The sequence below is a fragment of the Metapseudomonas boanensis genome, assembly GCF_042232855.1.
GTDB lineage: Bacteria > Pseudomonadota > Gammaproteobacteria > Pseudomonadales > Pseudomonadaceae > Metapseudomonas > Metapseudomonas boanensis.
Genome location: NZ_CP113889.1, coordinates 2,172,228 through 2,187,283 on the forward strand (window position 1 = coordinate 2,172,228; position 15,056 = coordinate 2,187,283).

The following is a 15,056-nucleotide window of genomic DNA, read 5'->3' on the forward strand; positions in this document are numbered from 1 at the left end:
GGCTGCGGGTCAGCGCAGGACACCTTCTTCCATCAACAGTTTGAAGATAGCTTCGGCGCCCGCTTGTGGCGAGACATCCTTGAGCACTTGGCCGCCGCCACCAGAAGCTTTCGCGGTGGCCGCTTTCATCCGCTCGGCGCCAGTCTTGGCCTTGATCACCTTGAGCCGCTTCGGCCGTGGGCGGGCTGGTTGCAGCTGGGCTTCGGCGAGCAGGGTATCTTCCACCAGTTCCACGTCCTCGGCTTCGACACGGCCACGTCGGGCCGGACCGAAGGCGCTCTGGCGGGCAGTCGGGGCTGCGTTGTCGACGCTGGCGAGGAAGGGCAGGCGCACCTTCAGCCGGCGCCGCTGGCCACGAGGCAGGGCTTGCAGCACCTGGGCCACGCCGTTCTCGACCTTTTCCACCTCGGCCAGGCCCACCACCAGCGGCCAGCCCAGACGTTCTGCCAGCAGGTAGGGCAGCATTCCCGAGCCTTCACCGGTTTCCGCCTGACTGCCGGTCAGCACCAGTTGGGTGCCGATTTCACGCAGGTAGTCGCCGAGCGCAGGGAGCGCATCGGCCTGTTTGGGTTGTTCGAGAACGATGAGTTCCTCCAGCCCCATGCCCAGGTAGGCGCGCAGGGCTTCTTCGTGCGGATCGCCAGCATGCAGCACCCGCAGGCGCGCGCCGGCGAGGCGAAGGCCAAGCTCGACGGCACGGGCATCCTGGTCGGCGCGGCGCGCGCGGCCCGAGGTGGGGTGTGCGCCGATGGAAACCAGGGTAACGATCTTCAGTGCGTCATGCGGCATCGCGTGCACCTCCCTGACGGTATTCGGTGGCCAGTTGAATCAACGCGGCGAGAATCGCGGCAGAATCTCCGATCACCGACAGGTCGGCGCGTTTGATCATGTCGCAGCCCGGGTCCATGTTCACCGCCACCACCTTGTCGCAGGCACCGATGCCTTGCAGGTGCTGGATGGCGCCGGAAATACCGACGGCCAGGTAGACCCGTGCGGTGACCCAGGTGCCGGTGGCACCGACCTGGCGATTGCGCGGCATGTGACCGTCGTCCACCGCAACGCGGGAGGCGCCTTCGGTCGCGCCAAGGGCTTCAGCGGCCTTGTGGAACAGGGCCCAGTCTCTCACTCCATTGCCGCCGGAGAGGATGAACTCGGCCTCGGCCATGGGGATCTGCGCCGGGTCCACGGCCACCGGGCCGAGGTCCTCGATACGCGGCAGGCTGTGGGCGACCTTGGCTTCAAGGTCAAGGGTGCGAGCCTCGTGGCGAGTCTCGCTGACCGGATCGGCGCATTCGGCAGCCGCCAGGATCAGGCGGGGCAGGGTGCGCACCAGGTCCTCGCGGCCGGCGCCGGCACGGCCGGTGCATTGCTCGTTGGCCACCTGCCAGACGCGGGTGGCAGGGCGCTCGCCCAGCTTGGCGGCCAGGCGGCGACCGAGTTCGCCACCACCAGTACGGCTGTCGGGCAGCAGCCAGTGACGCGGAGCCAGTTGGCTTTCCACTGCGCTCAAGGCGAGCACACGTGCTTCTGGCGAATAGCCGTCGAACTCGTTGCCGTCGATGCGCAAGACGCGGTCCACGCCGGCAGTGTCGAAGGCGGCCTCCTTGTCTTCGCCGAACAGCACGGCGACGACCGCACCGCTGGTGCCGGCAAGCTTGTTGGCCAGTCCCAGGAGGTCCTTGTCGTGGCTGCCGAGGCGGCCACCGACCATGTCCGGTACCACGCAGATGTAATAAGCCGGTTGTTCGACCACGTGCAGCGGCAGTTGCACCACCTCTGTGGCTGCGCTGCGCTTGCCGCTGGTGCCTTGCTGGGCACCGCTTCGATCGATGCGTTTAATGCCATTGGGGCCGATGAAGCCAACGGCGTGGGGATTTTTGCGGATCAGGCCGTTGGGGCCCATCCAGCTCGTCTGACCCTGCTGCTGCATGGCAGCATGCAGCGGGTGCAGGCGGTTGCGGGCGATCCATTCGGCACGCGGGTCGCGGCGGATGATGTCACTCATGGGCGGATCTCCAGGGCTGCAGGGACAGCTCCCTCTCCCTGAGGGAGAGGGGAGGTCAAGGTGTTCATCACGCCACCTCCACGGCAGCTTTAGCTGCTGACGGCTTTTTTGCTTCAACCGGTGCCTCGATCAGTACATCCGCCACCAGTTCGGCGATGTCCTTGATCTCCGGACGTGGCGCGACCACGCCTTCAAGCATCGCGGTGCACTGTGGGCAGCCCACGGCCACCAGTTCTGCGCCGGTTTCCTTGATGTCACCCATGCGCATGTCCGGAATCCGCTGCTTGCCGGGGATGTCGGTGATCGGCGCCCCGCCGCCACCGCCGCAGCAGCGCGAACGGAAGCCGGAACGTTCCATCTCCTTGACCTCGATGCCGATGGCCTTGAGCACAGCGCGCGGAGCTTCGTACTCGCCGTTGTAGCGGCCGAGGTAGCACGGGTCGTGGTAGGTGACGCTGCCGCCCTTGTGCTGGCCAAGGTTCAGCGTGCCGCCCTGCACCAGTTCGTTGATGAAGGTGCTGTGGTGCTTCACGTCGTACTGGCCGCCGAGGGCGCCGTATTCATTCTTCAGCACATGGAAGCTGTGCGGGTCGCAGGACACGATCTTCTTGAAGCGGTACTGGTTCAGCGTGGCAATGTTGCGCTTGGCCAGTAGCTGGAAGGTCGCCTCGTCGCCCAGGCGCCGGGCCACGTCACCGCTATCGCGCTCTTCCAGGCCGAGCACGGCAAAGTCGACGTTGGCAGCCTTCAGGACTTTTACAAAGGCGCGCAGGGTGCGCTGGTTGCGCATGTCGAAGGCACCGTCGCCCACCCAGAACAGCACGTCGGCTTGTTTCTTTTCGCTCATCAGCGGTAGGTTCAGGTCTGCCGCCCAGTTCATCCGGCCGCCAGGGGCGAAACCGCCGGGGTTGTCAGTGGCGATCAGGTTTTCCAGCACTTCAGCGCCCTTGTTCGGGGTAGCGCCTTTCTCCAGGGTCAGGTGACGACGCATGTCGACGATGGCATCGACGTGCTCGATCATCATCGGGCACTCTTCGACACAGGCCCGGCAGGTGGTGCAGGACCAGAGGGTCTCCGCTTCCACCAGGCCTTTGCCGCCCTGAACCACGATGGGCTGGTGCGGGCCGCCGGCGTGTTCGCCCAGCGGGATGCCCGGATAGGGGCTGCCGGCGAACTTGGCGTCGTCGCCACCGGCGAGACCAATGACCATGTCCTGAATCAGCTTCTTCGGGTTCAGCGGCTGGCCGGCAGCGAAGGCCGGGCACACGGCCTCGCACTTGCCGCACTGCACGCAGGCGTCGAAACCGAGCAGTTGGTTCCAGGTGAAATCGGTGGGTTTCTCCACGCCCAGCGGGGCTTGAGGATCGGCTAGGTCAAGCGCCTTGAGGCCGGTGGAGCGGCCACCACCAAAGCGCTCGGCGCGGCGGTGCCAGGCCAGGTGCAGGGCACCGGCGAAGGCGTGCTTCATCGGCCCGCCCCAGGTCATGCCGAGGAACAGTTCGGACACCCCCCAGGCCACGCCAATAGCCAGGAGGCCTGCGAGGAACCAGCCGCCGAAGCCTTCCGGCAGGATGCCGGCGACTGGCAGGGTGGCGATGAAGAAGCTTGCGGAGAACATCAGCAGGCTTTTCGGCAGGCGCATCCAGGGGCCTTTCGACAGGCGTGAAGGCGGGTTGCGCCGACGCTTGGCGACGAACAGGGCGCCGACGAACATCAGCACCGTGGCCGCCAGCAGGGCGAAGCCGAGGATTCGGCTCTGCAGGCCGAAGCCGTGCACGACGATGGCCAGCACGGCGGACAGGACGAAGCCGCCTGCCGTCGCCACGTGGGTCTTGGACATGTACTTGTCGCGCTCGACCACGTGGTGGAGGTCCACCAGGTAACGGCGCGGCATCGCCATGAGGCCGCCGATCCAATCGACCTTCGACGGTCGACCCCGGCGCCACATGAGGAAGCGCTTGGCAGCACCCAGCACGGCGAGTGCGAGGGCGGCAAAGAGCAGGATGGGGAGAATGGTGTTCAGCATTGTTGGTCTCCTACCGGGACCTGAAAGCGGCACGTATGGCTCCCTCTCCCTCAGGGAGAGGGTAGGGGCGAGGGGCTTTGCGTCACTGGGAGTCCGTGCCGGCCCTCGCCACCCCTCACCTCCAACCCCTCTCCTTCAGGGAGAGGGGGAGACAGGCTTAGAAGTCTTTGCACAGACGCAGAGCGTCGTAGATCGCCGCGTGGGTGTTGCGCTGGGCCACGCAGTCGCCGATACGGAACAGCAGGTAGCCGTCGCCGGGCTGGCTCAGGCAGGGCTGCGGTTTGATGGCGAACAGCGCTTCGACGTCGATCTGACCCTTGTTGCGCGAACCTTGTTTGAGTGCGTAGTACAGGCTCTCGTCCGGGCGTACGCCGTTCTCGATGACCACCTGGTCGACCACGCGCTCTTCCTTGGCGCCGGTGTATTCGTTCTCCAGGACGGCCACCAGTTTGTCACCCTCGCGGTAGACCTTTTCCAGCATCAGGTCGCCGGTCATGATCACTTCCTTCGGGTACATGCTGCGGTAGTAGGTCGGGAAGGACGTACCACCAATGGCGATGCCAGGCTTGATATCGTCAGTGACGATCTCCACCTGGGCACCCTTGTCGGCCAGGAAGTCTGCGGCAGACATACCGCTGAACTCGCAGATGGTGTCGTAGACCAGCACGTTCTTGCCTGGCGCGACGGTGCCATTGAGGATGTCCCAGCTGCTGACCACCAGCCCTTCGGCTGCGCCCCAATGCTCGTTCTGCTCGAGGAACGGGTGGCCGCCGTTGGCCAGGACGACGATGTCCGGACGCAGGTCGAGGATGGTGTCCGGATCAGCCGCAGTGCCCAGGCGCAAGTCGATGCCCAGGCGTGCCAGCTCCAGCTGGTACCAGCGGGTGATGCCGGCGATCTGGTCACGCTGCGGTGCTTTGGAGGCGATGGTGATCTGGCCGCCGAGTTGGTCCTTCTTCTCGAACAGGGTCACGTCGTGGCCACGCTCGGCTGCCACGCGGGCGGCCTCCATACCCGCCGGGCCACCGCCGACGACTACCACCTTGCGCTTCACGCCGGTGGTCTTCTCGATGATGTGCGGCACGCCCATGTATTCACGGGAGGTGGCGGCGTTCTGGATGCACAGCACGTCCAGGCCCTGGTACTGACGGTCGATGCAGTAGTTGGCGCCGACACACTGCTTGATCTGGTCCACCTGGCCCATCTTGATCTTGGCGATCAGGTGCGGGTCGGCGATGTGTGCGCGGGTCATGCCGACCATGTCCACGTAGCCGCCTTCAAGGATGCGGGTGGCCTGGTTCGGGTCCTTGATGTTCTGCGCATGCAGCACCGGGACGTTGACCACTTCCTTGATGCCGGCCGCCAGGTGCAGGAAGGGCTCCGGCGGGAAGCTCATGTTCGGGATCACGTTGGCCAGCGTGTTGTGGGTGTCGCAACCGGAACCGACGACGCCGAGGAAGTCGAGCATGCCGGTGTCGCTGTAGTACTTGGCGATCTGCTTCATGTCCTCGTGGGACAGGCCGTCCGGGTGGAATTCGTCACCGCAGATGCGCATGCCAACGCAGAAGTCGTCGCCCACTTCGGCGCGTACGGCCTTGAGCACTTCGAGGCCGAAGCGCATGCGCTTCTCGAAGGTACCACCCCATTCGTCTGTCCGCTTGTTGACGCGCGGGCTCCAGAACTGGTCGATCATGTGTTGGTGCACGGCAGACAGCTCGACGCCGTCCAGGCCGCCGGCCTTGGCACGGCGTGCAGCCTGGGCGTAGTTGCCGATCACGCGCCAGATTTCTTCTTCCTCGATGGTCTTGCAAGTGGCGCGGTGTACCGGCTCGCGGACGCCGGAGGGCGACATCAGGGTTGGCCAGTTGAAACCGTCCCAGCGCGAGCGGCGGCCCATGTGGGTAATCTGGATCATGATCTTGGCGCCGTGCTTGTGCATGGCGTCGGCCAGATTCTGGAAGTGCGGAATGATGCGGTCGGTGGACAGGTTCACCGAGCTCCACCACTCCTGCGGGCTGTCGATGGCGACCACCGAGGAGCCGCCACAGATGGCCAGGCCGATGCCGCCCTTGGCCTTCTCTTCGTAGTACTTCACATAGCGTTCGGTGGTCATGCCGCCGTCGGTCGCATAGACCTCGGCGTGAGCAGTGGAGAGCACACGGTTGCGGATGGTGAGTTTGCCGATCTGGATCGGCTGGAACATAGCTTCGAATGCCATCTTCTCGTCCTCGCCTCAGAGTGGTTTGACGATGAACAGGCCGTCGTCGTGGCCTTCTTCCGAACCGCTGTAGACCTGCTCGGCCACGGTACGGATGCTGCTGCCGCGGGCCTGCAGAATCTGGTCCATGGCGCCGGCGAACCAGCCGGTGAACATGTAGTCGACCTTGCGGCCAACCTTGCCGTAGACGTAGACGAAGGCGGAGTGCTTCAGGCGCACCTGGGCAGTGCCCTTGTCGAGGTCGATCTGCTCGATCTGGAACAGGCCCCAGCCGCGCTGCGACAGGCGCTTCATGTAGTGCTCGAACACCGCGACGCCTTCCAGGCCGTGGCATTCGGCTTCCTTCTCGCACCAGTGCCAGGCGGACTTGTAACCGGCCTTGTAGAGGATCTCGGCATAGCGCTCGGCGCCGAGTTCGGCCTCGATACCCATGTGATTGTTGACGAAGAAGTGGCGCGGTACATACAGCATGGGCAGGGCGTCGGTAGTCCAGACACCGGTTTCGCTGTCAACTTCGATGGGCAGTTCGGGGGCGTGTTTGGCCATGTTGTTCAAGCTCCGGAATTCGATTAGGCCCGGCTGCGGGCCGCTTTAACCCCCTCTCCCTCTGGGAGAGGGTTGGGGTGAGGGTTGATGGGGTTGCGAGCGGGATTCGATATCCCTCACCCCCGGCCCCTCTCCCAAAGGGAGAGGGGAGGGAGCGGTTATTCGCCCCAGACGTCCTTCAGTACACGTACCCAGTTTTCGCCCATCACCTTGCGCACCACACGCTCAGGCATGCCGCGCTTGAGCAGGGTCTCTGTGAGGTTGGGGAATTCGCCGACGGTGCGGATGCCCAGCGGGTTGACGATCTTGCCGAAGTTGGTCAGGCGGCGCGCGTAACCCTTGTCATGGGTCAGCCACTCGAAGAATTCCTTGTCATGGCCCTGGGTAAAGTCGGTACCGATGCCGATGGCGTCTTCACCGACGATGTTCATCACGTACTCGATGGCCTCGGCGTAGTCGTCGATGGTCGAGTCGATGCCCTTGGCGAGGAAGGGCGCGAACATGGTCACGCCAACGAAACCGCCGTGGTCGGCGATGAACTTCAGTTCTTCGTCGGACTTGTTGCGCGGGTGTTCTTTCAGGCCGGAGGGCAGGCAGTGCGAGTAGCAGACCGGCTTCTTGGATTCGAGGATGACCTCTTCGCTGGTCTTGGAGCCGACGTGGGAGAGGTCGCACATGATGCCGACGCGGTTCATCTCGGCGACGATCTCGCGGCCGAAGCCGGACAGCCCGCCATCGCGCTCGTAGCAACCGGTGCCGACGAGGTTCTGGGTGTTGTAGCACATCTGCACGATGCCCACGCCGAGCTGCTTGAATACCTCGACGTAGCCGATCTGGTCTTCGAACGCATGGGCGTTCTGGAAGCCGTAGAGGATGCCGGTCTTGCCCTGCTCCTTGGCCTTGCGGATGTCGGCGGTGGTGCGCACCGGGATCACCAGGTCGCTGTTCTCGCGGATCAGCTTGTTGCTGGCGGTGATGTTGTTCACCGTGGCCTGGAACCCTTCCCAGACGGACACGGTGCAGTTGGCTGCGGTCAGGCCGCCCTTGCGCATGTCCTCGAAAAGTTCACGGTTCCATTTGGCGATGATCAGGCCATCGATAACGATGCTGTCGGCGTGCAGTTCGGCTGGGCTCATCAGGCTGTCCCCTGTTATTCATGCGCCGAACCTTCTGCCGGCGCTTTGGGGGGAGCATATCCCCGGGGGCCTCGGCACTATCGCGCAAAAGCGACCGGGGTATTGCCGAAAGCGTCAAGCGTGCGTCGTGTTTGGGTATGCCTGCGACAACGGGGCGCCGGATCAATTGTTCTTTCTCTATATGGGGCGGCTATTCTCGAACGGTGGTGAGTCAGAGGGGTGGCGTCGGCGGCGAGATGCTGCGGTCGGACGACTGATCATTGGCGAAGCCTGATGGGTGCTGGACTTCTACACTGTCGATAGGGGGATTGCTTCGCCCTATTGATCGTCCGGCGTCGGTATCAGAATCGGGCGGGTCGCTCGCGTGCAACTGCGCACTGGCGGCAATGGCAAGCTGCCCTGCATGCCCCGAGCAGGTGCGGCCATGACTGCGCCGGGCCGAAGATGCCCAGCCGGGGTGCATGGCCGGCGGCCAGCAACAGCCACGAGACCGTGCGTGGCAGGGCCACCGTAGCCGACGATTTCTGGACGAGCAGGCTTGGACCTGCTTCGTCCTGTCCTTACGAGGAACGCAGTCATGCCTGATGACCTGCAGTTGCAGATCGTTCGCAACGTGCTGGAGAAACTGAAGGGCACTCCTGGTGCCCTGCTGCCGATCCTTCACGATATTCAACAGGGCGTCGGATATATCCCCGATGCCGCCGTCCCCGAGATCGCCCATGCCCTCAACCTCAGCCTGGCCGAGGTGCGTGGGGTGATCACCTTCTATCATGACTTCCGCACCACGCCGCCTGCCCGGCATACCCTGCGCCTGTGCCACGCCGAGTCGTGCCAGAGTCGCGGGGCAGGCCAACTGGCGGCGCAGTTGCGTGAACGACTGAACCTCGATGACCACGGCACCTCTCCGGACGGACAAGTCAGTCTGCGTCCGGTCTATTGCTTGGGCGCCTGCGCCTGTTCACCGGCGCTGGAGCTGGATGGTCGCCTGCATGCACGGGTCGATGCCACCAAGCTGGATGAGCTGCTCAACCGCTGCCTGGAGGATCGGTCATGCTGACGCTGTGCGTTCCTTGTGATTCGGTCGCCCGCGCCGTTGGCGCAGACGACGTAGCCGTCGCCCTGGTGCGCGAGGCCGAGCGTCGCCAGTTGTCGCTGGATCTGCGCCGTACCAGCTCTCGCGGTCTGTATTGGCTGGAGCCACTGGTGGAGCTGGAGACGTCTGAGGGCCGCCTGGGCTTTGGCCCGGTTGCACCCGAGGACGTGCCGGTGTTGCTCGATGCCCTGCAGGGTGATGCCGCCGCGCATCCGCTGGCGCTGGGGCTGGTCGAGCAGTTGCCTTATCTGAAGAGTCAGCAACGCCTGTTGTTTGCCCGCGCCGGTATTACCCGGCCGCTGTCGCTTGAGGACTACCGCGCCCAGGGCGGCTTCGAGGGTCTGGCTAAGGCCGTCGAAAGCAGCGGTGAAGCGATCGTCGCCAGCGTGCTGGAATCCGGCCTGCGTGGCCGCGGCGGCGCGGCATTCCCGGCGGGCATCAAGTGGCGCACCGTGCGCGAGGCCCAGGCCGAGCAGAAGTACGTGGTGTGTAACGCGGACGAAGGCGACTCCGGTACCTTCGCCGACCGCATGCTGATGGAGGGCGACCCCTTCCTGCTGATCGAGGGTATGGCCATCGCCGGCCTCGCTGTCGGCGCCACCATGGGCTACATCTACGTGCGCTCCGAATACCCGCAGTCGGTCGAGACGCTGCGCGCTGCGCTGGATATCGCCCGCGCTGCCGGGTATCTGGGCGTGAACGTCGCCGGTAGCGGCCGCACCTTCGACCTGGAAGTCCGGGTCGGGGCTGGCGCCTACATCTGCGGTGAAGAAACTGCATTGCTGGACTCGCTGGAAGGCAAGCGCGGCGTCGTTCGTGCCAAGCCACCGCTGCCGGCGCTGCAAGGCCTGTTCGGCCTGCCGACGCTGGTGCACAACGTGCTGACCCTGGCTTCGGTGCCGGTCATCCTCGCCCGTGGCGCGCAGTTCTATCGTGATTTCGGCATGGGCCGCTCGCTGGGCACCATGCCCTTCCAGCTCGCCGGAAACATCCGCCACGGCGGCCTGGTGGAGCGTGCCTTCGGCCTCACCCTGCGTGAGCTGGTGGAAGAATACGGTGGCGGTACCGCCAGTGGCCGCCCGCTGAAGGCCGCTCAGGTGGGCGGCCCGTTGGGCGCCTGGGTACCTCCGTCGCAATTCGATACGCCGCTGGATTACGAGGCCTTCGCAGCCATGGGCGCGATGCTCGGCCACGGTGGCGTAGTGGTGGCCGACGACAGCCTGGATATGGCGCACATGGCGCGCTTTGCACTGCAATTCTGTGCCGAGGAATCCTGCGGTAAATGCACGCCATGCCGCATCGGCTCCACCCGTGGGGTGGAGGTGGTCGACCGCCTGCTGGCGGCGCCCAGCCAGGCCGAGCGACAGGAGCAGGTGATCCTGCTCAAGGACCTTTGCGACACCCTGACATACGGCTCGCTCTGCGCCTTGGGCGGAATGACGTCCTATCCGGTGGCCAGTGCCTTGAAGCATTTCCCCGCCGACTTCGGTCTTGAGACCACGGAGGCCGACCAATGATCAACATCTTCGACCCTGCCAGCGACATCGACCTCGGCACACCCGCACGCGAGAGCGAGGTGCAGGTCAGCCTGAGCATCGATGGCCGCGAAATTACCGTGCCCGCCGGTACCTCGGTGATGCGCGCCGCTGCCCTGCTCGGCACCACCATTCCCAAACTGTGCGCCACCGACAGTCTGGAGGCCTTTGGCTCCTGCCGCATGTGCCTGGTGGAGATCGACGGCATGCGCGGTTACCCGGCCTCCTGCACCACGCCGGTCAGCGAAGGCATGGTGGTGCATACCCAGACGCCCAAGCTGGCGACTCTGCGCCGCAACGTGATGGAGCTGTACATCTCCGACCACCCGCTCGACTGCCTGACCTGCTCGGCCAACGGCAACTGCGAGCTGCAGACCGTCGCCGGCCAGGTCGGCCTGCGCGAGGTGCGCTACGGCTACGACGGTGCCAATCACCTGGACGAGCAGAAGGACCAGTCCAATCCGTACTTCGACTACGAGCCGAGCAAGTGCATCGTCTGCAACCGCTGTGTACGCGCTTGCGAGGAAACCCAGGGCACCTTCGCTCTGACCATTACCGGTCGCGGCTTCGAGTCGCGGGTCAGTGCGGCCGGTGGCGAGGACTTCCTCAACTCCGAATGCGTTTCCTGCGGCGCCTGCGTACAGGCCTGTCCCACCGCCACGCTGATGGAAAAGAGCGTGATCGAAATGGGCCAGCCGGAGCGCAGCGTCATCACTACGTGCGCCTATTGCGGCGTGGGCTGCTCGTTCCGCGCCGAGCTCAAGGGCGATCAGGTCGTGCGCATGGTCCCGGACAAGAACGGCCAAGCCAACCACGGCCACTCCTGCGTGAAAGGGCGCTTCGCCTGGGGTTACGCCACGCACCCGGATCGCATCACCAAACCCATGATCCGCAAGCACATCGACGACCCATGGCAGGAAGTCAGCTGGGACGAGGCGGTGAACTACGCGGCCAGCGAGTTCCGCCGCATCCAGCTCAAGTACGGGCGCGATTCCATCGGTGGCATTACTTCCAGCCGTTGCACCAACGAGGAAACCTACCTGGTGCAGAAGCTGGTGCGGGCTGCCTTCGGCAACAACAACGTCGATACCTGCGCACGCGTTTGCCACTCGCCCACCGGCTACGGCCTGAAACAGACCCTCGGCGAGTCTGCCGGTACCCAGAGCTTTGACTCGGTGATGCAGGCCGACGTCATCCTGGTCATCGGAGCCAACCCCAGCGACGCCCACCCGGTGTTCGCTTCCCAGCTCAAGCGTCGTCTGCGCCAGGGTGCTCGGTTGATCGTCATCGACCCGCGGCGCATCGACCTGGTGGATTCTCCGCACGCCCGTGCCGACTTCCATCTGGCGCTGCGCCCGGGCACCAACGTGGCCATGCTCAATGCGCTGGCCCATGTGATCGTCACCGAGAACCTGCTGAACCAACCCTTCATCGACGCGCGCTGCGAGTCAGCGGACTTCGCTCGCTGGCGGGAATTCGTCAGTCGTCCGGAGAATGCCCCGCAAGTGCTGGGCGACGTTTGCGGCGTCCCTGCCGAGCAGATCCGCGCAGCGGCACGGCTTTACGCCACCGGCGGCAACGCAGCCATCTACTACGGTCTGGGGGTCACCGAGCATAGCCAGGGCAGCACCGCCGTAATGGGCATCGCCAACCTGGCCATGGCCACCGGCAACATCGGCCGCGAAGGCGTTGGCGTGAACCCGCTGCGTGGTCAGAACAACGTGCAGGGTTCCTGCGACATGGGTTCCTTCCCCCATGAACTGCCGGGATACCGCCATGTGTCCAACGAGCAGGTCCGCACCCAGTTCGAACAGGCCTGGGGCGTGACCCTGCAACCCGACCCGGGCTTGCGTATTCCCAACATGTTCGAGGCAGCACTGGATGGTACCTTCAGGGCGCTTTACTGCCAGGGCGAGGACATCGCCCAGAGCGACCCCAATACCCAGCACGTCACGGCCGCCCTGTCGGCGATGGAGTGCGTGGTGGTGCAGGACATCTTCCTCAACGAGACCGCCAAGTTCGCCCACGTCTTCCTGCCGGGCAGCTCCTTCCTCGAGAAGGACGGCACCTTCACCAACGCCGAGCGCCGCATCTCCCGCGTGCGCAAGGTCATGGACCCGCTGGGTGGCAAGGCCGACTGGGAAGCCACCATTGCCCTGGCCAATGCCCTGGGCTATCGAATGGACTACAAGCATCCGTCGGAGATCATGGATGAGATTGCCCGCCTGACCCCGACTTTCACCAGGGTCAGCTATGCCGAGCTGGATCGCCACGGCAGCCTGCAGTGGCCGTGCAACGACGCTTCACCGGATGGCACACCGACCATGCACATCGACCAGTTCGTGCGCGGCAAGGGGCGCTTCATGCTTACCGGCTACGTGCCCACCGAGGAGAAGGTCAACAGCCGTTATCCGCTGTTGCTGACCACCGGGCGGATCCTCAGCCAGTACAACGTCGGCGCCCAGACGCGGCGTACCGACAACGTTGCCTGGCACGAGGAGGACCGTCTGGAGATCCACCCGACCGACGCAGAAAGCCGCGGCATCGTCGACGGCGATTGGGTCGGCGTGGGCAGCCGCGCGGGGCAGACAGTGCTGCGCGCGAAGGTCTCCGAGCGGGTGGCACCAGGGGTGGTCTACACCACGTTCCACTTCCCCGAGTCCGGCGCCAACGTGATCACCACCGACAACTCCGACTGGGCCACTAACTGCCCGGAATACAAGGTGACGGCGGTGGAGGTTTCGCGGGTCTACCAGCCCTCCGAATGGCAAAAGCGCTATCAGGAGTTCAGTGACGAACAACGGCGCCTGCTCAAGGAACGCCGCAAGACCGAGAAAGCCGAGGCACGCCGATGAGCATCGATAATCTGATCAAGATGGCGAACCAGATCGCCCAGTACTTCGCCACCGAGCCGGACAAGGAACAGGCCGTGCGCGGCGTGCGCCAGCACTTGCAGCAATTCTGGACGCCGGCGATGCGTATCGAGCTGATGGCCTGGCAGGTCGAACACCGTGGTGAGCACCTGCACCCGCTGGTGCAGGCGGCGCTGACTGAATCGGGGCGGGTGACGGCCTGAGGTCGTTTCGGCTGAAGGTGCCCTGCTTCTATAGCGGGAGCGAACCCACTGGCTCTGTCGGCATTGGCTGTTGCCAGTCATCAGCAGCCGGGCTGAGAGTGTTGTAGGCGCGGGGGACGCCGAGTTCTTGCTCGCGATTCGGACGGAGAACCCTGTAGGAGCGAGCTTGCTCGCGAATCGGACCTTTTCGCGAGCAAGCTCGCTCCTACAAGAGGTGCATGCCGTGCAATGCCTGACAGGGGCAGAGCGAATTCAATGGTGATTGGAATCGCTTCCCGAGGACCCTGCTCAACTGATCCGATGGCCCAGTTCCTGATCCGGATGCTCATGTCGATCCTGACTCGGGCTGGTAGCAAAGCGCGCCCGGTAACTCCGGGAAAAATACGACGACGACTCAAAGCCACAGGCCAGCGCAATCTCCTGCACGCTCAGCTCGGACTGCCGCAGGAGCTGGCGGGCCTTGTCCAGGCGCAAGCCGAGGTAGAAGTTCGACGGCGTCTCGTTCAGGTGCAGGCGGAACAGCCGCTCCAGTTGGCGGGGTGTGACGTGGATCAGCTCGGCCAGCTCTCGTGAGCCCAGCGGCGTCTCACTGTGTCGTTCCATCTCACCGATGACCTGCACCAGCTTCTTGTTATGGACGTTGTAGCGACTGGCGACCTGCATGCGCTGGTGGTCCTGCTGGGTACGGATGCGGCTGAGCACGAACTGCTCGGATACCTGCAAGGCCAGCGCCTCCCCGTGGCTGCGGCCGATCAGCGTCAGCATCAGGTCGAGGCTGGCGGTGCCGCCGGCGCTGGTGATGCGTCGGCCATCGATTTCGAAAAGCTCCTGGGTGATGCAGAGAGTGGGATAGCGTTCCTGGAACGCGTCTATCGCCTCCCAGTGCAGGGTCAGCCGCTGCTTGCCGAAGAGGCCGGCTTCGGCCAGCACGAAGCTCCCCGTGTCGATACCGCCCAGTAGCAATCCCTGACGCTCGGCGCGGTGCAGCCAGTGCGCAAGTCGGCTGTCGAAGCTGACCAGCGGTTCGAAGCCGGCCACCACGAACAGGCAGTCGCCCTCCAGCGGCGTATCCAGGCCACCGTCCACGTTCAGCGATATGCCGTTGCTACCCTGCACGGGGCCGCCGTCCAGGCTCAGCAGGCGCCAGCGATAGAGGTCACCGCGGAATCGGTTGGCCACCCGCAGCGGCTCCACGGCCGACATCAGGCCCATCATGGAAAATCCGGGTAGCAGGAGGAAGCAGAACGTTTGGGGCATAGCAGCGATCCGCGTTGCGATTAGCCACTTAAAAACAGCCGTGCGGAGGCTGCAAGAAAAGTGGTCGCTTCTGTTCAACAGATAGTCGTTTTAGTTCGATTTGGCGATTTCGGCGCTGCGTAAGGTGACGCCATCGGGTCCAGTAAAACCTGAACAACGGAAGG

At 64.5% G+C, this 15,056-nt stretch carries 11 protein-coding genes; 4 read left to right on the forward strand and 7 right to left on the reverse strand.

The annotated features are described in order from the left end of the window. Window positions 1–9: 9 nt before the first annotated feature. From OXH74_RS09950 to OXH74_RS09975, 6 genes are all read right to left on the reverse strand, one after another. Window positions 10–789 carry an electron transfer flavoprotein subunit beta gene (locus OXH74_RS09950; protein WP_375741069.1) on the reverse strand — a complete coding sequence of 260 codons (780 nt, stop codon included), beginning with the start codon at window positions 787–789 and terminating at the stop codon, window positions 10–12. Beyond that, complete coding sequence (locus OXH74_RS09955; protein ID WP_375741070.1) at window positions 779–2,005, reverse strand: electron transfer flavoprotein subunit alpha/FixB family protein; 1,227 nt, start codon at window positions 2,003–2,005, stop codon at window positions 779–781. Before OXH74_RS09955 ends, OXH74_RS09950 begins: the two co-directional genes overlap by 11 nt. 67 nt (window positions 2,006–2,072) lie before the next feature. Beyond that, window positions 2,073–4,031 (reverse strand): dimethylglycine demethylation protein DgcB, encoded by a 1,959-nt coding sequence (gene dgcB / locus OXH74_RS09960; protein WP_375741071.1) that lies wholly within the window; start codon window positions 4,029–4,031, stop codon window positions 2,073–2,075. 157 nt (window positions 4,032–4,188) lie between these two features. Continuing rightward, on the reverse strand, window positions 4,189–6,249 hold the full coding sequence (dgcA, locus tag OXH74_RS09965; protein ID WP_215380988.1) for a dimethylglycine demethylation protein DgcA: 2,061 nt from the start codon (window positions 6,247–6,249) through the stop codon (window positions 4,189–4,191). A 15-nt stretch (window positions 6,250–6,264) separates the two neighbouring features. Further along, window positions 6,265–6,795: a 4-vinyl reductase gene (locus tag OXH74_RS09970; RefSeq protein WP_215380991.1), complete on the reverse strand. Its 531-nt coding sequence runs from the start codon at window positions 6,793–6,795 to the stop codon at window positions 6,265–6,267. A 158-nt stretch (window positions 6,796–6,953) separates the two neighbouring features. Beyond that, the gene (locus OXH74_RS09975; protein ID WP_215380993.1) at window positions 6,954–7,931 is read right to left on the reverse strand and encodes a dipeptidase; all 978 of its coding nucleotides are present in this window, start codon (window positions 7,929–7,931) and stop codon (window positions 6,954–6,956) included. Between the two features lie 577 nt (window positions 7,932–8,508). On the opposite strand from OXH74_RS09975, the gene OXH74_RS09980 reads away from it, so the two are divergent. From OXH74_RS09980 to OXH74_RS09995, 4 genes are read left to right on the forward strand one after another with little or no spacing between them, the layout of a single operon-like run. Beyond that, window positions 8,509–8,988: a formate dehydrogenase subunit gamma gene (locus OXH74_RS09980; RefSeq protein WP_375741072.1), complete on the forward strand. Its 480-nt coding sequence runs from the start codon at window positions 8,509–8,511 to the stop codon at window positions 8,986–8,988. Next, window positions 8,982–10,541 (forward strand): formate dehydrogenase beta subunit, encoded by a 1,560-nt coding sequence (locus OXH74_RS09985; RefSeq protein ID WP_375741073.1) that lies wholly within the window; start codon window positions 8,982–8,984, stop codon window positions 10,539–10,541. Before OXH74_RS09980 ends, OXH74_RS09985 begins: the two co-directional genes overlap by 7 nt. Continuing rightward, window positions 10,538–13,414, forward strand: coding sequence for a formate dehydrogenase subunit alpha (gene fdhF, locus OXH74_RS09990; RefSeq protein ID WP_375741074.1), 2,877 nt, complete (start codon window positions 10,538–10,540; stop codon window positions 13,412–13,414). The genes OXH74_RS09985 and fdhF overlap by 4 nt, the downstream gene beginning before the upstream one ends. Beyond that, window positions 13,411–13,635 (forward strand): formate dehydrogenase subunit delta, encoded by a 225-nt coding sequence (locus tag OXH74_RS09995; RefSeq protein WP_375741075.1) that lies wholly within the window; start codon window positions 13,411–13,413, stop codon window positions 13,633–13,635. The genes fdhF and OXH74_RS09995 overlap by 4 nt, the downstream gene beginning before the upstream one ends. A gap of 288 nt (window positions 13,636–13,923) precedes the next feature. On the opposite strand, the gene OXH74_RS10000 is transcribed toward OXH74_RS09995, so the two are convergent. Next, entirely contained in the window at window positions 13,924–14,892 is a 969-nt protein-coding gene (locus OXH74_RS10000; protein ID WP_375741076.1) for a GlxA family transcriptional regulator, read from the reverse strand. Window positions 14,893–15,056 lie beyond the last annotated feature (164 nt).